The sequence below is a fragment of the Sphingomonas sp. Leaf407 genome, assembly GCF_001425385.1.
In the GTDB taxonomy this organism is placed as follows: Bacteria; Pseudomonadota; Alphaproteobacteria; order Sphingomonadales; family Sphingomonadaceae; genus Sphingomonas.
Map to the genome: position 1 here is coordinate 338,267 of NZ_LMQO01000004.1, position 17,257 is coordinate 355,523.

At 69.4% G+C, this 17,257-nt stretch carries 18 protein-coding genes; 9 read left to right on the forward strand and 9 right to left on the reverse strand.

Going from position 1 to position 17,257, the window contains the following annotated elements; translation table 11 throughout:
- Positions 1 to 213 precede the first annotated feature (213 nt).
- The 6 genes from ASG37_RS13760 to aguB all read left to right on the forward strand — a co-directional run bounded on the left by ASG37_RS13760 (position 214) and on the right by aguB (position 5,554).
- On the forward strand, positions 214 to 1,851 hold the full coding sequence (locus ASG37_RS13760; RefSeq protein WP_055761308.1) for a M28 family peptidase: 1,638 nt from the start codon (positions 214 to 216) through the stop codon (positions 1,849 to 1,851).
- 24 nt (positions 1,852 to 1,875) lie between these two features.
- A complete protein-coding gene (locus ASG37_RS13765; RefSeq protein WP_055761312.1) occupies positions 1,876 to 3,006 on the forward strand; it encodes a DUF3667 domain-containing protein in 1,131 nt (376 codons plus the stop codon).
- A 4-nt stretch (positions 3,007 to 3,010) separates the two neighbouring features.
- Positions 3,011 to 3,247 (forward strand): hypothetical protein, encoded by a 237-nt coding sequence (locus ASG37_RS13770; protein WP_055761315.1) that lies wholly within the window; start codon positions 3,011 to 3,013, stop codon positions 3,245 to 3,247.
- Positions 3,248 to 3,249: 2 nt separating this feature from the next.
- A complete protein-coding gene (locus tag ASG37_RS13775) occupies positions 3,250 to 3,651 on the forward strand; it encodes a hypothetical protein (RefSeq protein ID WP_055761317.1) in 402 nt (133 codons plus the stop codon).
- Between the two features lie 66 nt (positions 3,652 to 3,717).
- On the forward strand, positions 3,718 to 4,683 hold the full coding sequence (locus ASG37_RS13780; protein WP_055761320.1) for an agmatine deiminase family protein: 966 nt from the start codon (positions 3,718 to 3,720) through the stop codon (positions 4,681 to 4,683).
- A gap of 10 nt (positions 4,684 to 4,693) precedes the next feature.
- Positions 4,694 to 5,554 (forward strand): N-carbamoylputrescine amidase, encoded by an 861-nt coding sequence (aguB, locus tag ASG37_RS13785; RefSeq protein WP_055761323.1) that lies wholly within the window; start codon positions 4,694 to 4,696, stop codon positions 5,552 to 5,554.
- A gap of 260 nt (positions 5,555 to 5,814) precedes the next feature.
- On the opposite strand, the gene ASG37_RS13790 is transcribed toward aguB, so the two are convergent.
- The 5 genes from ASG37_RS13790 to argH form a co-directional block, all read right to left on the reverse strand.
- Positions 5,815 to 6,768, reverse strand: a complete 954-nt coding sequence (locus tag ASG37_RS13790) for a CorA family divalent cation transporter (RefSeq protein ID WP_055761327.1) — start codon at positions 6,766 to 6,768, stop codon at positions 5,815 to 5,817.
- The gene (locus ASG37_RS13795; RefSeq protein WP_055761330.1) at positions 6,765 to 7,526 is read right to left on the reverse strand and encodes a bifunctional precorrin-2 dehydrogenase/sirohydrochlorin ferrochelatase; all 762 of its coding nucleotides are present in this window, start codon (positions 7,524 to 7,526) and stop codon (positions 6,765 to 6,767) included. The genes ASG37_RS13790 and ASG37_RS13795 overlap by 4 nt, the downstream gene beginning before the upstream one ends.
- Positions 7,517 to 8,782, reverse strand: coding sequence for a diaminopimelate decarboxylase (gene lysA / locus ASG37_RS13800; protein WP_055761334.1), 1,266 nt, complete (start codon positions 8,780 to 8,782; stop codon positions 7,517 to 7,519). Before lysA ends, ASG37_RS13795 begins: the two co-directional genes overlap by 10 nt.
- Before the next feature lie 153 nt (positions 8,783 to 8,935).
- A complete protein-coding gene (locus ASG37_RS13805; RefSeq protein WP_055761336.1) occupies positions 8,936 to 9,172 on the reverse strand; it encodes a hypothetical protein in 237 nt (78 codons plus the stop codon).
- On the reverse strand, positions 9,172 to 10,536 hold the full coding sequence (argH, locus tag ASG37_RS13810) for an argininosuccinate lyase (RefSeq protein ID WP_055761339.1): 1,365 nt from the start codon (positions 10,534 to 10,536) through the stop codon (positions 9,172 to 9,174). The genes ASG37_RS13805 and argH overlap by 1 nt, the downstream gene beginning before the upstream one ends.
- A gap of 16 nt (positions 10,537 to 10,552) precedes the next feature.
- Between argH and ASG37_RS13815 the strand changes: the two genes are divergently transcribed.
- Positions 10,553 to 11,134 carry a TlpA family protein disulfide reductase gene (locus ASG37_RS13815; RefSeq protein WP_235525246.1) on the forward strand — a complete coding sequence of 194 codons (582 nt, stop codon included), beginning with the start codon at positions 10,553 to 10,555 and terminating at the stop codon, positions 11,132 to 11,134.
- Between the two features lie 125 nt (positions 11,135 to 11,259).
- On the opposite strand, the gene ASG37_RS13820 is transcribed toward ASG37_RS13815, so the two are convergent.
- Together ASG37_RS13820 and ASG37_RS13825 are read right to left on the reverse strand one after the other, a co-directional pair.
- Positions 11,260 to 11,598 carry a hypothetical protein gene (locus tag ASG37_RS13820; RefSeq protein ID WP_055761344.1) on the reverse strand — a complete coding sequence of 113 codons (339 nt, stop codon included), beginning with the start codon at positions 11,596 to 11,598 and terminating at the stop codon, positions 11,260 to 11,262.
- Between the two features lie 47 nt (positions 11,599 to 11,645).
- The gene (locus ASG37_RS13825) at positions 11,646 to 11,975 is read right to left on the reverse strand and encodes a hypothetical protein (RefSeq protein WP_055761349.1); all 330 of its coding nucleotides are present in this window, start codon (positions 11,973 to 11,975) and stop codon (positions 11,646 to 11,648) included.
- A 181-nt stretch (positions 11,976 to 12,156) separates the two neighbouring features.
- On the opposite strand from ASG37_RS13825, the gene ASG37_RS13830 reads away from it, so the two are divergent.
- Both ASG37_RS13830 and ASG37_RS13835 read left to right on the forward strand, forming a co-directional pair.
- Positions 12,157 to 13,260, forward strand: coding sequence for a Gfo/Idh/MocA family protein (locus tag ASG37_RS13830; protein WP_055761352.1), 1,104 nt, complete (start codon positions 12,157 to 12,159; stop codon positions 13,258 to 13,260).
- Complete coding sequence (locus tag ASG37_RS13835) at positions 13,257 to 13,709, forward strand: cupin domain-containing protein (RefSeq protein ID WP_055761355.1); 453 nt, start codon at positions 13,257 to 13,259, stop codon at positions 13,707 to 13,709. Before ASG37_RS13830 ends, ASG37_RS13835 begins: the two co-directional genes overlap by 4 nt.
- A 130-nt stretch (positions 13,710 to 13,839) precedes the next feature.
- On the opposite strand, the gene cobA is transcribed toward ASG37_RS13835, so the two are convergent.
- A complete protein-coding gene (cobA, locus tag ASG37_RS13840) occupies positions 13,840 to 14,628 on the reverse strand; it encodes a uroporphyrinogen-III C-methyltransferase (RefSeq protein WP_055761360.1) in 789 nt (262 codons plus the stop codon).
- The gene (locus ASG37_RS13845; RefSeq protein ID WP_235525247.1) at positions 14,618 to 17,245 is read right to left on the reverse strand and encodes a nitrate reductase; all 2,628 of its coding nucleotides are present in this window, start codon (positions 17,243 to 17,245) and stop codon (positions 14,618 to 14,620) included. Before ASG37_RS13845 ends, cobA begins: the two co-directional genes overlap by 11 nt.
- Between the last annotated feature and the right edge of the window lie 12 nt (positions 17,246 to 17,257).

Below are 17,257 nucleotides of genomic sequence, written 5' to 3' on the forward strand. Positions count from 1 at the left end.
AGGGCTTGGGTGATGCTCCACCGTCCTTCCGGCGAAGGCCGGAATCCATGGACACGGGCGGCTTCGATGGAGCCGCGACCGTCACCCCATCCATGGATTCCGGCTTTCGCCGGAATGACGGTGAGGGGCGAAGGAATGTGATTCCTCAAGGCGTTGCCCCCGCTTCTCGCACATGCAACAACCGGCGCACCCTGCTTCCCCCACGGAGGTTCGATGCGTTCGTTGTTGCTTGCCGCCTGCCTGACCGCCGCCCTGCCCGCGCTGGCGCAAACCACGGCCGCGCCGGTTTCGGTCGAGACGATGAAGGAAGCGACCCGCGTCCTGTCGTCGGACGCTTTCGAGGGGCGCGCGCCGGGGACGCCGGGCGAGGACAAGACGCTCGCCTATTTGGCGCAGCAGTTCGCCAAGGTCGGCCTCAAGCCCGGCAACAAGGGAAGCTGGTTCCAGGACGTGCCGCTGGTGGAGATCACCAGCCGCAACGTGACCCCGCTGACCTTCACCGGGGCGGGCGACCGACTCGCGCTGAACTACGGCCCCGACATGGTCGTCGCGACCTATCAGGTGACGCCCAAGTCGGTGGTCGCCAACAGCGACGTGGTGTTCGTCGGCTATGGCATCAACGCGCCTGAAAAGGGGTGGAACGACTATGCCGGCACCGACGTGCGCGGCAAGACGGTGCTGATCCTCGTCAACGATCCCGATTATGCCAGCCCCACGCTGACCGGCACGTTCGGCGGCAAGGCGATGACCTATTACGGGCGCTGGACCTACAAGTTCGAGGAGGCGGCGCGGCAGGGCGCGGCCGCTGCGATCATCGTCCATGATACGGTGCCCGCCGCCTATGGCTGGAACGTCGTCCAGTCGAGCTGGACGGGGGCGCAGCAGGTGGCCGATGCCGCGAACAACCACATGGACCAGAGCAGGGCGATCGGCTGGATGCAGCTCGCCGCCGCCAAGAAGCTGCTGGCGGGCGCGGGCAAGAATTACGACCAGTTGGTCGGGGCCGCGCAGACGAAGGGGTTCCGCGCGGTGCCGCTCGCCGGGGTGAAGGCGAGCGTGGCGTTCGACAATCAGGTCCGCCGCCATGCGTCGAAGAACGTCGTCGGCATCCTGCCCGGCACGAAGCGTCCGGGCGAGGTCGTGCTGTTCACCGGGCATTGGGATCATCTCGGCCGCTGCGAGGCGGCACCCGACGGCGATGACATCTGCAACGGCGCGGTCGACAATGCCACCGGCACCGCCGCGCTGATCGCGCTGGCGGAAGCCAATGCCAAGGCGGGCGCGACCGAGCGGAGTCAGGTGTATCTGGCGGTGACGGGCGAGGAATCGGGGCTGCTGGGCTCGGCCTATTACGGCGATCACCCGCTCTATCCGCTGAACCGCACGGTCGGCGGCATCAACATGGACGCGCTGTCGGTGGCGGGGCCGGCGAGGAACGTGGTGGTGGTGGGCAAGGGCAAGTCCGGGCTCGATGCCTATCTCGACCGGGCGTTGACGGCACAGGGTCGGGTGGCAGAGGCCGATCCGTCCCCGCAGAACGGCTATTATTACCGATCGGACCATTTCAGCCTCGCGAAGCACGGCGTGCCGATGCTGTATGTCGATTCGGGCGACGATCTGGTGCAGGGCGGCAAGGCGGCGGGCGCGGCGGCGGCGAAGGACTATACCGACAACCGCTATCACGGTCCCAAGGACGAATATGATCCGAACTGGAACTGGGCCGGGGTCGCGCAGGACCTGAGCCTGTTCTACACGATCGGGCGCGCGCTGGGGAACGCCACCGCATGGCCGAACTGGGTAGCGGGCGACGAATTCCGCGGCATCCGCGACCGGAGCCGCGCGGCGAAATAACCACCGACCGGGGGGACGGGGCATATGGACGGAATCGAGGATGCCGGGGCGTTCGTCACCGGCGGCATGGCGGCCCGCGCGATCGAACGCGAGAGGCACGGCGCGCACGGGCATGCCGATGCGCATCACCTGCACGGCAGCGCCTGCGCCAATTGCGGGACGGTGCTGACCGGCGAGTTCTGTCAGGCATGCGGACAGGCGGCGCATCTCCACCGCGACATTACCGGCTTCGCGCATGACGTGCTGCACGGGGTGTTCCATTTCGACGGCAAGTTCTGGACGACGCTGCCGATGCTGGCGTTTAGGCCGGGGCGGCTGACGCGGCGCTATGTCGATGGCGAGCGCGCGAAGTTCGTGACGCCGATGGCGATGTTCCTGTTCTCGGTGTTCCTGATGTTCCTCGTCGTCGGCAACGTGCCGGGATGGTTCGCGCCGGGCGACAAGACGGCCGATACCGCCACGCTCGCCGCACCCCGCCACGAAATCGACCTGTCGATCGGCAAGGCGCGCGAGGAACTGGCGCGGCTGGAAGCGAACCGGGCGACCGTCGCGAAGGCCAATGGCGATACCGCGCCGGTCGATCGCAAGATCCGCCAGATGCGCGGTGAACTCAACGGCCTTCAGACGGCAGCGCGCTTCCTGCCCGGTGGCGACGCCATGCCCGCACGGGTCCGGGTGCGATCGCGGCTGCTGGAGCGGCAGGACACCGCCGCGATGGGCAACTGGATCGAACGCAAGATCGCGCTGGCCCGTGCCAATCCCAAACTGTTGTTTTACAAGATGAAAAGCAGCGGATATAAATATAGCTGGGCGCTGATCCCGATGGCGCTGCCGTTCCTGTGGGCGATGTTCGCGTGGCGGCGGCGCTTCGGCCTGTACGATCATGCGGTGTTCGCGACCTATTCGATCGCGTTCATGTCGCTGCTGGTAGTGGTGCTGACGCTGGTCGGCTGGGCATTGGGCGGCTTCGGGCGGACGATCGCGTGGACGGCGCTGTTCCTCGTGCCGCCGGTGCATATGTATAAGCAGCTCCGCCATGGCTATGAACTGCGCCGGTTCAGCGCGCTGTGGCGGACGGTGGCACTGGTCCACGTCGTATCGCTGACGTCGCTGGCGTTCTTCCTGCTGCTGCTGTCGATGGGGCTGGCGGATTAAGGCGATGGCGGAGGAGCGCAACCGCGTCTCGATGTGGCTGCTCTGGCTGGTCGGTATCCTGTGGTTCGCTGTTGCCGCCCCGATCGTGATCCTGAGCATCTTCCTCCTCGAAGTGCCGTTGTGGCCGTCGTTCAGCGAGGAACGCACCGTTGAAGGGACCATGGTCTGGGCGGTGCTGACGGTGTGGGTCTATGTCACGCCCGTTGTCCTGTTCGTCGTCGTCCGGCGGCGCCGCCGGTAGCGATGCGCGGCATCGCGCTGCCGTTGGTGTGTATGGCGCTGGCGGGCTGTTCGGGGCCGCCGCAGGAGTCCTGCATCGCGCGCGAGCGTGACTGGCCGCTTCGATCCGGGCTGATGCGGGGGATCGATCCGGTGCTGGTCCGTATCCGGGTGGAGCGCGACGGGCGGATCGTCTTCAACGGCCAGACCAGCACGCCGGCGCAGGTCGCGCGCTACGTCCGGCTGCTGGACCGGCAACGCCCGCCGCCGGCCGTGCGGCTCGACGTCGACGGGCGCGCGCCGTGCGAGGCGGGCGAGAGGGTTCGCCGGATGCTGGACGGCGTGGCGATGTGCCGCGACGGCTATTGCGGCGAGCGTGGCGCATGGGAGCGGGGGTATGGCCCGCCGGTCGCGCCGCCGGGATAGGGCGGGTCGGCGCCAACGCCGCGAATCACCTTGGCCCTGCCCGCGCGAACCCTTATCTGCGCGCGCATGACACCGCCGAAACCCGAATGGGCCCCGCACGCCGCCGTCTGGATCGGCTATCCCAGCCACCCCGAGCTGTGGCTCGACGACCTCGATCCGGCGCGCGATGAAGTGGTCGCCTTTGCCCGCGCGGTCGATGCCGATGGCGCGGGCGAGCGCGTGATCCTCGTCGCCGCCGACGATGCCGCCGCCGCCGATGCCCGCGCGCGTGCGCCGTTCGCCGACGTCACGGTGCAGCGGTTCGGCGATATCTGGCTGCGCGATACCGGGGCGATCGTCGGCGGCGACGGCACCGCGCATCATTTCCGCTTCAACGGCTGGGGCGGGAAATACGACCTGCCCGGCGACGACGACGTCGGCGCGCGACTGGCCGCCGAGCGGGGCATGGCTGTTGCCGAACACGACTGGATCGTCGAGGGCGGCGCGATCGACGGCGATGGCACCGGCCTTGTCGTCACCACCCAGCAGTGCCTGCTCAACGCCAACCGCAACCCCGATTTCTCGCAGGCGGCGGCGGAGACGCGGTTGCGCGAGGACCTCGGCTACGATCGGGTGCTGTGGCTGGGCGACGGGCTGCTCAACGACCATACCGACGGCCATGTCGACAATCTGGCGCGCTTCGTGGGACCCAACCGGCTGGCGCTGCCCGAACCGGCGGAGAACGATCCCAACTGGCGCGTGTATCAGGACGCGGCCGAGCGCGCGGAGGCGTTCGGCGTCGAGGTGGTGCGCGTGCCCTCCCCCGGCCGGGTGCTGTCCGACGAGGAAGAGATCATCCCCGGCAGCCACATGAACTTCTATATCGGCAATGCCACCGTGGTCGTGCCGCTCTATGGCACCGGCAGCGACGAGGCGGCGGTCGCGGCGTTTCAGGCGATCTTTCCGAACCACCGTGTCGTCGGGCTGCGCGCCGACCATATCCTGACCGGCGGCGGCAGCTTCCACTGCATCAGCCAGCAGATTCCGGCTTGAAGGAAGACCCATGACCCAGATTTCCGTCGCCGCGATCCAGGCGGGCTTCACGCCCGACATCGACCGTAACATCGCCCATGTCGGCGCGCTGGTGCGCGAGGCCGCCGCGAGGGGGGCGCAGGTGATCCTGCCACCCGAATTGTTCGAGGGCGAATATTTCTGCCGCGTCGAGGACGAGGGGCTGTTCGCCAATGCCAAGCCCACCGCCGACCACAAGGCGGTTCGGGCGATGCAGGCACTGGCCGCCGAGCTGAAGGTCTATATCCCGACCAGCTTCTTCGAGGCGGACGGGCCGCATCATTACAACAGCCTGGCGATGATCGACCCCGACGGCCGCATCCAGGGCGTGTATCGCAAGAGCCATATCCCCGACGGGCCGGGCTATGAGGAGAAATTCTATTTCCGCCCCGGCAACACCGGCTTCAAGGTGTGGGACGGGCCGGCCGAGAGCGATCGCGCGAAGATCGGCGTCGGCATCTGCTGGGACCAATGGTATCCCGAAACGGCGCGGGCGATGATGCTGATGGGCGCGCAGGTGCTGTTCTATCCGACCGCGATCGGCAGCGAGCCGCACGACACCAGCCTCGACACCGCGCGGCTATGGCGGCGGGCGATGGTCGGCCATGCGGTGTCGAACGTCGTGCCGGTGGTGGCGGCGAACCGCATCGGCGTCGAGCACGACCAGACCTTCTACGGCACGTCGTTCATCGTCGACGAGCGTGGCGACGTGCTGGCCGAGCTGGACCGCGAGGAAGAGGGGGTCATCACCGCGACGATCGACCTCGATCGGGTCAAGCGTCACCGCGCGGCGTTCGGCTTCTTCCGCGACCGGCGGCCCGAGCTGTACGGGCGGCTGGTGCAGGATATTTGAAAGGGTGTCTGAAAATTCGTGGAAGCGCAAAATGCGTTTCAGCGCATTTTCGAACAATCCAAGCGGGATCGACCTTCAGCCAATGCTACGGCTTCTCGTCGTTCCCGCGCAGGCGGGAACCCATAGACGCAACGGACTCGGTTCGATCGCTGGCGTCGGCGTGTATGGATCCCCGCCTGCGCGGTGATGACGCCGGGAGGGGTTAGAGGCCAAATTCCCCCGCCAAAGCTGAATGTCCATCCGTCCGAAGTCGCGGAGCGCTACCGCCCGATCCACTGCCGGCGGCGGAACCATGCGACGATGCCGGCGCTCATGCCCGCGCACAGCGCGACGACGCCGGCGAACGCCCAGGGTTCTTTCGCGAAGGGGATGCCCTCCACGTTCATGCCGAGCAGGCCGGTGACGAAGGTGAGCGGCAGGAACACCATCGCGACGATCGCGATCTGCAAGGATCGCTGGTCGAGCTGTTCGGCGCGCAGGTCGGTCAGCGTTTCGTGGATCAGCGCGGCGCGTTCGCGGATCGCATCGACCTCCTCGGCCATGCGCGCGGCGCGATCGGCGGCAGCGGACAGGTGGAGGCGATCGTCGGCCCCCAGCCAGTCACCGGGCATGGTGCCGAGCTTTTCGAGCGCGGCGCGCTGCGGCACCAGAAACCGGCGATAGCCGATCGCGCGGACGCGGGTGCGCGTCACGTCGCGGCGCTGTTCGAAGATGCGCGTCGGGTCGAGCGCTTCCTCGCAGGCGTCGAGCGTGTCGCCGAGATCGGCGATCAGCGGGTCGAGTTCCTCGGTAATCGCGGTGGCGAAGGCGACGATCAGGTCGCCGGGGTCGGCGATCCGGCCGCTTTCGACCTGGGCGATGACCGGTTCGAGCGCGGACAGGCGACGGCGCGTGACCGAATGGACATGGCCGCGGCTGGCATAGAGCCGGACCGAGGCGAGCGGATCGGCGCTCGACAATTCGTCTTGCGACAAGCCACGCAGGTTGACGAACGCACCGTGGCCGATCGCGTCGCAACGCGGGCGCGTTTCGACGGCGGTCAGCGGCTCGACGACATAGTCGGCGAGGCCGGCGGCATCGCGCAGCCATGGCGCGATCGCCTCCCCCTCGCCATGGAGATGGACCCAGACGAAATCACCCTGGGCATGGGCAGCGTCTTCGGGGGGGATGCGCGTCGCCTTGCCGGCAGTGATGACCCATGCGCGGCCGGTCATGCGATCACCACGGTGAGGCCGGGCGGCGGCGGATCGGCGGGCGGCCCGTCCAGCCGCACCGCATCGGCGCGGGCGCGGGCGAGTATCGCAGGCGGCGTGGCGGGCGCGGCATGGAGGCGATCGGCCTGCCCCAGCCAGCGTGCCTCGCGCAGCGTCAGGTCGTCGGGATCGGTCGAGCGCAGGCGGATCGTCACCACCTGCCCGGCGACAGCGGCCGCGCCGTCCAGCCAGTCGTCGACGGCGCCGTCGCCGTGCGGAACCAGCGGGTCGAGCGCGCCGCCCGGCGCCACCGCCGCGCCGATCGCGCGGCGGCGGTCGCCGCCGTCGGGGAAGCGGGCGCGGAGCGGTCCGCGTGCCGCGCCGAGCGCTTCGGCGAGGCGGCCGAGGTTCGGCGGCAGCACCGCCTCCAGCCGCTGGCGGATCGCGGCGGCGAGGCCCGCCGAGACGCCGCCGGTCGACACCGCGACCAGCACCGGCGAGCGGTCGACGATCGCCGGCAGGGTGAAGTCGCAGTCGGCCGGGCGATCGACCGCGTTGACCAGCACGCCGCGCGCCTTCAGCGCATCAATCGCGGCGCGCGCCTCGCCCTCGTCCTCGATCGCGACGACGGCGATGCGGGCGTCGGCGGCGTCCTCGACCACCATCGCGCCGCTGCGTTCCAGCAGGCGGCGCTTGGCGTCGGCGGCCTCGCCCTCGCCTTTCAGGATCACCGCCAGCCCGGCGGTGCGCAGCAGGATCGGCAGGCCGTTCACAGCCAGGGTGGCAGACGGTCGGCGTTGGCCAACGCCTCGATCGGCGGACGTTCGCGCACCACCGCGAAGGCATCGCCCGACACCAGCACCTCGGGCACCAGCGCGCGGGAGTTGTAAGTCGAGGCCATCGTCGCGCCGTATGCCCCGGCGGTCATGAACGCGACGAGATCGTCAGCCTGTACCACGTCCATCGTCCGGCCGAGCGCGAAGGTGTCCCCCGTCTCACAGACGGGGCCGACGATGTTGGCGGGCGCGGTGTCGCCGCTGGGGGCGACGGCGCGGATGTCGTGATAGGCATCGTAGAGGCTGGGGCGCAGCAGGTCGTTCATCGCCGCGTCGACGATGACGAACGGCGCGCTCGCCCCCGCCTTCACGCGGATGACCCTGCTGAGCAGCACGCCGGCGTTGGCGACGATCAGCCGGCCGGGCTCGAACATCAGTCGCGCGTCCCAGCCGGCGGTCGCGCAGGCGACCATCGCGCCATAGGCGGCAGGCGACGGCGGGACGGGCTTGGCGGGATCATAGGGTACGCCGAGGCCGCCGCCCAAGTCGGCATGGGTGATGGTGTGGCCGGCGGCGCGCAGATCGGCGATCAGCGCGCCGACGCGGCCGAACGCGGCCGCCAACGGCGCGAGATCGGTCAACTGGCTGCCGATATGCACCGCGACGCCGCGCACCTGTAACCCCGGCAGCGACGCGGCATGGGCATAGGCGGCGAGGGCGGCGTCATAGCCGATGCCGAACTTGTTCTCCTTGCCCCCGGTCGAGATCTTGGCGTGGGTGCCGGCGATCACGTCGGGGTTCACGCGGATGGCGATGCGCGCGGTCTTGCCCCTCGCGCTTGCCACGGCGGAGAGCATGTCGAGTTCGGGTTCGGATTCGATGTTGAACTGGCCGATGCCGGCGTCGAGCGCGCGGGCCATTTCGTCGGCGGTCTTGCCGACGCCCGAGAACACGATGTTTTCAGGCGCCATGCCGGCGTCGAGCGCGCGGTACAGTTCGCCGCCCGACACGACATCGGCCCCCATGCCGGCGCGCGCCAGCGTCGCCAGCACCGCCTTGTTCGGGTTGGCCTTGACCGCGAAGGCGACCAGCGGCTCGCCCTTGCCCAGCCCGGCCACCGCGTCGCGGAACACGCGGACGTGGCGTTCGAGCGTGGCGGTGGAATAGACATAGACCGGGGTGCCGACCGCCTCGGCGATGGCGGGCAGCGGTACGTCCTCGGCGTGGAGGACGCCGCCGTTCAGGGTGAAATTGTCCATGGGCGGGTCTTTTAGAAGAGAGGAACGGCGGAAGAAATCATCCTTTTCGTCATTCCCGCGCGGGCGGGAATCCATCGACGCAACGGTTGTGAGAACCCACGGACCTTTGCGTATATGGATCCCCGCCTGCGCGGGGATGACGTGTCGGGCGGATCAGCGCGGCGGCAGGACGAAGGGGTCGTCGCCGCGTGCCTTGGATTCGGTCAGCAGTTCGTCGCTGCGCGAGGGGCGTTGCTGCGTCGTCGGGTCGAGCAGCTCGGCCGGGGTCGGCGTCGCGGTCGCACCATAGGGTGCGGGCGGCAGCGCGGCATTTTCCTGCGGGCGCAGGTCGCGGCGCGATCCGCAGGCGGCGAGCGCCAGCACCAGCGCGAGGGGGACGAGGGCGCGCATCACCCTGCCGCCCGTGCGGCGGCGATGGCTTCGCGTACCCGTTCGGGCGCGGTGCCGCCGAAGCTCTTGCGGCTGGCGACCGAGGCATCGACGCTCAGCACGTCGAAGATGCCCGCCGTGATGCGGTCGTCGATGCCGGTCAGATCGTCGAGCGTCAGGCCGTCCAGCCGGCAGCCCTTGCCCTCGGCCAGCTTCACCGCGCGGCCGGTGATGTGGTGCGCCTCACGGAAGGGCACGCCCGCTTCGCGCACCAGCCAGTCGGCGAGGTCGGTCGCGGTCGAATAGCCGGTTTCGGCGGCGGCGCGCATCCGGTCGGTGCGGAAGGTGGCACTTTCGATCATGCCGGTCATCGCCGCGATCGAGAGTGCCAACAGGTCGGTCGCCTCGAACACCGGCGGCTTGTCGTCCTGCATGTCCTTGGAATAGGCGAGCGGCAGGCCCTTCATCGTCACCATCAGCGCGGTCATGCAGCCCATGATCCGCCCGGAGTGCCCACGCACCAGCTCGGCGGCATCGGGGTTGCGCTTCTGCGGCATGATCGAGCTGCCGGTCGACCATTGGTCGGAAAGGCTGACGAAGCCGAACATCTGCGACGCCCAGATCACGAACTCTTCGGCGAGGCGCGACAAATGGAGCGAGCATTGGACGCAGGCGGTCAGATATTCGATCGCGAAGTCGCGGTCGCTGACCGAATCGAGCGAGTTGCGCGTCGGGCCATCGAAGCCGAGCGCCTTCGCCGTCGCCTCGCGATCGAGCGGAAAGCCGGTGCCGGCCAGCGCCGCCGAGCCGAGCGGATTGCGGTTCAACCGCGCGCGGGCATCGGCGAAGCGGCCGCGATCGCGCGCGATCATCTCGTGATACGCCATCAGGTGATGGCCGAGCGTCACCGGCTGCGCGACTTGCAGGTGAGTGAAGCCGGGCATGACGCTGGCGGCGTGTTCCTCGGCCCGGACCAGCAGCGCGGCCTGCAACTGGCCGACGGCTGCGTCGACCGAATCGATCGCGTCGCGCACCCACAGGCGGAAATCGGTCGCGACCTGATCGTTGCGCGAGCGCGCGGTGTGGAGCCGTCCGGCGACGGGGCCGATCTTGTCGGCCAGCCGCGCCTCGGTCTGCATATGGATGTCTTCGAGGGTCAGGTCGTCGGAGACGCCGTGTTCGGCGTAATCCTCCGCCACCGCGTCCAGCCCGGCGAGGATCGTGGCGATATCGGCCGCGTCGACGATGCCCTGCGCGCCGAGCATCGTCGCATGCGCCTTCGATCCGGCAATATCCTGTCGCCACATCCGCTTGTCGAACGGGATCGAGGCGTTTATCTCGCGCATCACGGCCGAAGGACCTTCGGCGAAGCGTCCGCCCCACATGCTGTTGGAGCCTGTCATGCGCCCAGTAATCGCGCTTCTCCTTGGATTGGCGATGTTCGTCGGCGGTTGCGATAAACGCGCCGACCCGCCGGAGCAAGCAGCACCGGTCGAGGACGGCACCGTTCCCGACGTCCCCGCCGCCAATACCGCCGCCGCGCCCGAAGCGGCGGGCAAGATCGACCGCAGCCACAAGGGCGAGGCACTGCCCGCCTATGGCTTCGAGGATGCGGCGGGCAAGCCGGTAACCTTGGCAGCGTTCAAGGGCAAGCCACTGTTGCTCAACGTGTGGGCGACATGGTGCGCGCCGTGCGTGCGCGAGATGCCGACGCTCGATGCGCTGGCGACGAAGGCGGGCGATACCCTGTCGGTCGTGGCGGTGTCGCAGGATCTGGAGCCGGCGAAGGTGCAGCCGTTCCTGACCGAACGCGGACTGAAGCTCGTCGGCTACCGCGACCCGAAGTTGCAGTTCACCAGCGGCATGAGGCTGAACCTGCCGACAACGATCCTGTACGATGCCGCCGGCAAGGAAGTGTGGCGCGTGGTCGGCGGCATGGACTGGGCCGGGGCGGACGCGGCGAAGCTGATCGCCGAGGCGTAGCGAAGCGTATTGCTCCCCTCCCTGGACAAGGGAGGAGTTGGGGATGGGTCGGCATGGGGCGTGCGCTACGTTCCCTCGCGGGCCTACCCACCCCCGGCCCCTCCCTTCCAGAGAGGGGAGGGGTTCTACTCCCGGTCGGGTGCTGCCCCGGCCTGCGGGATTTCGGGGGCGGCACCGGGCGAACCTTCGTCGAAATCCTCGCCTGCCGCGCCGCCGCCCGCGCCCATGCCGCTGCCGTGCGCTTCGCCGTTGGGCGCGATCCATGCGCGGCGGCCGTTGTCGGGCGGCAGGTCGCGGCCATCCTGCGCGTTCAGCGACGGTGCGGGGCCGGCGTCGGCGCGGGCCTGATCGGCATCGCGCGTCCGGTCATATTCCTGCCCGGTGCGCCCGTCGGGCCGGTCGAAGGCGTTGTGGGGTCGGGTCCGTTCGGGATCGACGGCGGGATGTGCGGGGGTGTCGGCCATGGAAACTCTCCTCAGGCGATCAACCGCTCGGGAGCGGGCGACGTTCCCTATTCGGTCGCGGCTGGCTTGCGTTCCAGCCGGTTGCGGACGCGCAGTCCGACGAACAGCATCGTCGGCCAGAACATGGTGTTGACGATGTCGAGCGAGGTATCGCCCCAGCGCCATGACCCATAATGCAGCCGGTCGAGCAGTTCGTTGCTGAATTCCGCCAGCGCCACGACCAGCAACGGGACCGGCGTCGACAACCGCCGTCCGGTAATGACGCGGGTGGCGAGCAGCACCGCCATGCCGGCATGGACGTGCAGCAGGCTGTCGGCCATGCCGGTGCCGTCGCCGATCTCGTGGATCAACTGGGCGTAGAGCGCGGGAATATCCATGGCATGCGACGTTGGCGCAGCCGGGCCTTGCCCTCAAGCGGAAAGCGATGGGCGGGAACCGAATTTGCTGCAGTGCAGAAGGGCCGTTGCGCCCATTTTGCCGCAACCATACGAAAGCATTGAACTTTCCCGGCACCGCGCGGTAGCATGGCTGACAACGCGGTCAGGAGGGATACGGGCGATGACGATCGAACGCCGGGACGTGCTGCGATCGGCGGCGATGCTGGGGCTGGGACTCGCCGCCCCCGCGATCGGGCAGCCGACCCGCAAGCTCGGCTATGCGATCGTCGGCCTTGGCTATTATGGCCTCGGCGTCATCATCCCGCAGTTCGCGAAGTGCGCGCACAGCCGGCTGGCGGCGGTGGTCAGCGGCGACCGCGCCAAGGCCGAACGGGTCGCGCGCGAACACGGCTTGTCGCCCAAATCGATCTATTCCTACGCGAATTTCGACAGCATCCGCGACAACCCGGACGTCGACATCGTCTATGTCTGCCTGCCCAACGGGTTGCACGCCGAATACACCATCCGCGCGGCGCGGGCGGGCAAGCATGTGTTGTGCGAGAAGCCGATGGCGGTATCGGTTGCCGAAGGACAGGCGATGATCGCCGCGTGCAAGGCGGCGAACCGCAAGCTGATGATCGGCTATCGCTGCCATTTCGAACCGTTCAACCGCGAGGCGATGCGGCTGGCGCGGAGCGGTGCGGCGGGCAAGATCCGGTTCGTCCGGTCGGAACATGGCTTCGTGCAGGGCGATCCCGGCGCGTGGCGGCTGAAACGCGCGCTGTCGGGCGGCGGCTCGCTGATGGACATGGGGGTCTATAGTTTGCAGGCGGCGCGCTACATGACCGGCGAGGAACCGGTCGCCGTCACCGCGCGCGAATCGACCGACCGGCGCGATCCGCGCTTTGCCGAGGTCGAGGACATGATCGACTGGACGCTCGAATTTCCGTCGGGCGCGATCGCGGGCTGCCTGTCGATGTACAGCGCCAACCAGAACCGCATCCTGTTGATGGGCGACAAGGGCCGGATCGAGCTGGAGCCGGCCACCCGCTATGACGGCAACCGGATGTGGACCGGCCGCGACGGGCGCGAGCGCGAGGTGACGCCGCCGGACGCGCAGGCGAACCAGTTCGCGGGGCAGCTCGACCATCTCGCCGACTGTGCGGTGAGCGGTCGCGAGCCGATCGTGTCGGGCGAGGAAGGGTTGCGCGACATGGCGATCATCAAGGCGATCTATCGATCGGCGCGCGAGGGGCGGACCGTGCGGCTGGAGCGCGGGGCATGATCGGCGCGTTGTTGCTGGGCGTCGTCATCGCGCAGGCGGCCCCCGCCCCCACGCCATTCGCGGACCAGCGGACGATCGACACCGCCATCGCCGACATGCGCGCCGAGATGCGGCGCAGCGGCAGCGGTTTCGCCTATCGCCCGCTGGTCGAAGACGGGCGCAGCGTCGCGGCGATCGAGGTATGGGGGCGGCCGGGCAAACCGGCGGTCCACCCGGATGCGGCGGAATATGCGATCGTCCTCGACGGTACGGGGACATTGGTGTCGGGCGGCACGATGGCCGATCCTACGAAAAGCGCGCCCGGACTGGTCGAGGGCAGCCGGATCGAGGGCGGCATCACCCGGCGGCTCGCCAAGGGCGACGTGATGTTGATCCCCGCCGGCGTGCCGCACTGGTTCGGCGTGACCGGCGACCGGCTGGTGCTGCTGGGGATGAAGCTGGGGCGGTAGGGTTCGATTCCGCCCCAAAACACACGTCATCCCAGCGAAGGCTGGGATCTCCCAGGGCTGATGCGCGACAGGAGCCGCTGGAGGCCCCAGCCTTCGCTGGGGCGACGTTTCCGTGCAGGCGAATTGAACGCTAACCAGCCACGACGACCGCCCGGCCGGCGTCGGCCGGCGCTTCCGCCGCGAGCGTCGCGCGGACCGCTTCGCCGACGATCAGCATCGCCGGATCGTGCGCGCTGATCGCCTCGACCAGAAAGGCGAGCGACGACAGGCGGCCACGGATGATCCGTTCGGTCGGCAGCGAGGCGTTGACCACCACCAGCACCGGAGTGTCGGGTGCGCGCCCGGCGGCGATCAGTTGCTGCATTACCGTCTGCGCGGCGGCGCGGCCCATATAGACGGCCAGCGTCGTGTCGGGCGCGGCCAGCGTCGCCCAGTCGAGGTCGAGCGGCTCGCCCGCCTTCGCATGCGCCGTCACGAGCGTGAGGCGACGGGCGCACCCGCGCAGCGTCAGCGTGGCCCCGGCCGAGGCGGCGGCCGCGCTGGCGGCGGTGACGCCGGGGCAGATGCGGACCGCGATCCCCGCGGCGGTGCAGGCCGCCAGTTCCTCGGCGGTGCGGCCGAAGATCGCCGGATCGCCGCCCTTCAGCCGGACGACGCGCTTGCCGGCAAGCGCCGCCGCGACGATCAGCCGGTCGATCGTCCCCTGATCCTTCGAATGGCGGCCCGAGCGTTTGCCGACGCTGATCCGGTCGGTGGCGGCGGGAATCAGGTCGAGCACGCCCGGCCCCACCAGCGCGTCGTGGAACACCACGTCGGCGGTGGCGATCAGCCGCGCCGCCTTGCGCGTCAGCAGGTCGGGGTCGCCGGGGCCGGCACCGACCAGCCAGACGCTGCCGGCGGGGAAATCGTCATGCGGCATGGGTGTTCTCCGTGGACAGGATGCGGGCGAGCGCGGGGCGGCACGATCCGCAATTGGTGCCGGCGCCGATCGCCGCGCCGATCGCGGAAACGTCGGCAAGCTGCCGGTCGCGGATCGCGGCGACGATGGTGCGCAGGCCGAGGTCGAAGCAGCTACACACGATCGGCCCGCGATCGACCTGCACGCCGGGCGCGCGGCCGGCGAGGACGGTCGGCGCGACCTGGGGTGCGGCAAGCTGGTCGATCAGCCAGTCGCGCGTCGGCAATTCGCCGGTTTCGGTCAGGAACAGCGCGGCGACCAGCCGGCCGTCGTTCAGCACCGCCACCCGCCGCGTGCCGCGCGCGGCGTCGATCGCCTCGATCCGCTCGCCGGCGGGCAGGCAGCCATCGAGCCGCAGCGGATCGCCGTCGCCCGCCAGTTCCCACAGGCTGCCCGCCGGCACCGTCACCCGCGTCGCCCACAGGCAGTCGGGTCGGCGCGCCGGATCGCCGGTCACGATCAGGAAGCCGCGCCAGCGGGTGGCGACGGCGGCGACGCTCGCCGGGGTCGATTTGAAGCCGGGCTGGCCCGACACCGGATCGACGAGCGGACGCGGCAACAGCCCGGTACGCCCGCCGCTCGACGTCTGGTCGGTCCAGTGGATCGGCACGAACAGTTCGCCCACGCGCTGCGCATCGGTGACGCGCGCGCGGTAGAGGCTGTCGCCCTGCGGGGTCGCCACGCGGGCGAGGCCGCCGTCGACGATGCCGAGCCGGTCGGCGTCCGCCGGATGGACCTCGACCAGCGGTTCCTCGCGGTGGCGAGCGAGCTTGGGCGCGAGGCCAGTGCGGGTCATGGTGTGCCACTGATCGCGATAGCGGCCGGTGTTGAGCGTCAGCGGCCAGTCCCTGAGTGGTGCGGGCAGCGGCTTCTGCACCGCCGGCACCAGCCGGGCGCGGCCGTCGGGCGTGGAGAAGCGACCATCAGCGAACGGCGTGCCGCCCCAGCGGAACGGCGTCATCGCGTCATAGGCGGCGTTGCCGCCATTGGCGCGGCCGGGCAGCGCGAACAGGCGCGCGCCATCGTTCTGATAGGTCGACAGGCGGACATGCTCGCGCCAGATGTCGGCGGGGCGATCATAGGCGAAGGCGGTCTTCCAGCCCATGCGCCGCGCCACTTCCTTGACGATCCACCAGTCGGGCTTCGCCTCGCCCGGCAAGGGGAAGATCGCGCGCTGGCGGCTGACGGTGCGGTCCGAATTGGTGACGGTGCCGTCCTTTTCGCCCCATGCGGCGGCGGGCAGGCGGACATGGGCGAAGGCCCCGGTATCGGTATCGGCCATCACGTCGCTGACCACCACGAACGGACAGCCGGCCAGGGCCTCGCGCACGCGGGTGGCGTCGGGCATCGACACGGCGGGGTTGGTCGCCATCACCCACAGCGCCTTGATCCGGCCGTTGCCCAGCTCGCGGAACAGGTCGACCGCCTTCAGCCCGGGCTTGGTCGCGATGGTCGGCGAGGCCCAGAAGCGCTGGACGCGGGCGCGGTTGTCCTCGGCGAAGTCCATGTGCGCGGCGAGCGTCGAGGCGAGTCCGCCGACCTCGCGTCCGCCCATCGCATTGGGCTGTCCGGTGATCGAGAAGGGCTGGGCGCCGGGCTTGCCGATGCGGCCGGTGGCGAGATGGACGTTGAGAATGGCGTTGACCTGATCGGTGCCGGCCAGCGCTTGGTTCACGCCTTGGCTGAACATCGTGACGGTGCGCGGGGTGGCGGCGAACAGCTCGTAGAAGCGGCGCAGGTCGGCGACGGGCAGGTCGCAGGTGCGCGCGACCGACCACAGGTCGCTGCCCGCGCCGGTACGCTCCCAGAAATCGCCGGGCAGGCTGAGGTGATCGGCGACGAAATCCTGATCCAGCACGCCCGCGTCGCGGCACCAGTGGAGCAGCCCGTTCATCAGCGCGACGTCGCTGCCCGGACGGATGGCGAGGTGGAGATCGGCCTCGTCCGCCGTTTCGGTGCGGCGCGGATCAATGACGACCAGCTTCGCGCCCGCGTCGCACCGTGCGCGAATCCGCTGATAGACGATCGGGTGGCACCATGCGGTGTTGGATCCGACCAGTACGATCAGGTCGGCGGCGTCGATGTCGTCGTACGAGGCGGGAACGATGTCCTCGCCGAACGCGCGGGTGTGGCCGGCGACCGCGCTCGACATGCACAGCCGCGAATTGGTGTCGATGTTGGCCGAACCGATGAAGCCCTTCATCAGCTTGTTGGCGACGTAATAATCCTCGGTCAGCAACTGGCCCGAGACATAGAAGGCGACGCTGCCGGGACCATGGCGGGCGATCGTGTCCTGAAATTTGCGCGCGACGAGGTCGAGCGCCTTGTCCCAGCTTGCGTGGCGCTTGCCGATCATCGGATGCAGCAGGCGACCCTCAAGGCCGACCGTCTGGCCGAGGTGGGTGCCCTTGGAACACAGCCGGCCGTGGTTGGCGGGGTGGTCGGGATCGCCCTCGATCTGGACCGATCGCTCGCCGGTGCGCGTGGCGACGATGCCGCAGCCGACGCCGCAATAGGCGCAGGTGGTCTTGATAGCCCTCTCACCTTCAGGGGAGAGGGTTGGGAGAGGGGCAGTCACGGGCGCTTCGGA

What these genes read in the sequence shown, in the direction of transcription:
- argH (WP_055761339.1), bottom strand. Translation starts at nt 10,536, where the DNA reads ATGTGGGGCGGACGCTTCGCCGAAGGTCCTTCGGCCGTGATGCGCGAG.
- lysA (WP_055761334.1), bottom strand. Translation starts at nt 8,782, where the DNA reads ATGGACAATTTCACCCTGAACGGCGGCGTCCTCCACGCCGAGGACGTA.
- ASG37_RS13830 (WP_055761352.1), top strand. Translation starts at nt 12,157, where the DNA reads ATGACGATCGAACGCCGGGACGTGCTGCGATCGGCGGCGATGCTGGGG.
- aguB (WP_055761323.1), top strand. Translation starts at nt 4,694, where the DNA reads ATGACCCAGATTTCCGTCGCCGCGATCCAGGCGGGCTTCACGCCCGAC.
- cobA (WP_055761360.1), bottom strand. Translation starts at nt 14,628, where the DNA reads ATGCCGCATGACGATTTCCCCGCCGGCAGCGTCTGGCTGGTCGGTGCC.
- ASG37_RS13815 (WP_235525246.1), top strand. Translation starts at nt 10,553, where the DNA reads ATGCGCCCAGTAATCGCGCTTCTCCTTGGATTGGCGATGTTCGTCGGC.
- ASG37_RS13835 (WP_055761355.1), top strand. Translation starts at nt 13,257, where the DNA reads ATGATCGGCGCGTTGTTGCTGGGCGTCGTCATCGCGCAGGCGGCCCCC.
- ASG37_RS13780 (WP_055761320.1), top strand. Translation starts at nt 3,718, where the DNA reads ATGACACCGCCGAAACCCGAATGGGCCCCGCACGCCGCCGTCTGGATC.
- ASG37_RS13825 (WP_055761349.1), bottom strand. Translation starts at nt 11,975, where the DNA reads ATGGATATTCCCGCGCTCTACGCCCAGTTGATCCACGAGATCGGCGAC.
- ASG37_RS13805 (WP_055761336.1), bottom strand. Translation starts at nt 9,172, where the DNA reads ATGCGCGCCCTCGTCCCCCTCGCGCTGGTGCTGGCGCTCGCCGCCTGC.
- ASG37_RS13765 (WP_055761312.1), top strand. Translation starts at nt 1,876, where the DNA reads ATGGACGGAATCGAGGATGCCGGGGCGTTCGTCACCGGCGGCATGGCG.
- ASG37_RS13760 (WP_055761308.1), top strand. Translation starts at nt 214, where the DNA reads ATGCGTTCGTTGTTGCTTGCCGCCTGCCTGACCGCCGCCCTGCCCGCG.
- ASG37_RS13770 (WP_055761315.1), top strand. Translation starts at nt 3,011, where the DNA reads ATGGCGGAGGAGCGCAACCGCGTCTCGATGTGGCTGCTCTGGCTGGTC.
- ASG37_RS13775 (WP_055761317.1), top strand. Translation starts at nt 3,250, where the DNA reads ATGCGCGGCATCGCGCTGCCGTTGGTGTGTATGGCGCTGGCGGGCTGT.
- ASG37_RS13790 (WP_055761327.1), bottom strand. Translation starts at nt 6,768, where the DNA reads ATGACCGGCCGCGCATGGGTCATCACTGCCGGCAAGGCGACGCGCATC.
- ASG37_RS13820 (WP_055761344.1), bottom strand. Translation starts at nt 11,598, where the DNA reads ATGGCCGACACCCCCGCACATCCCGCCGTCGATCCCGAACGGACCCGA.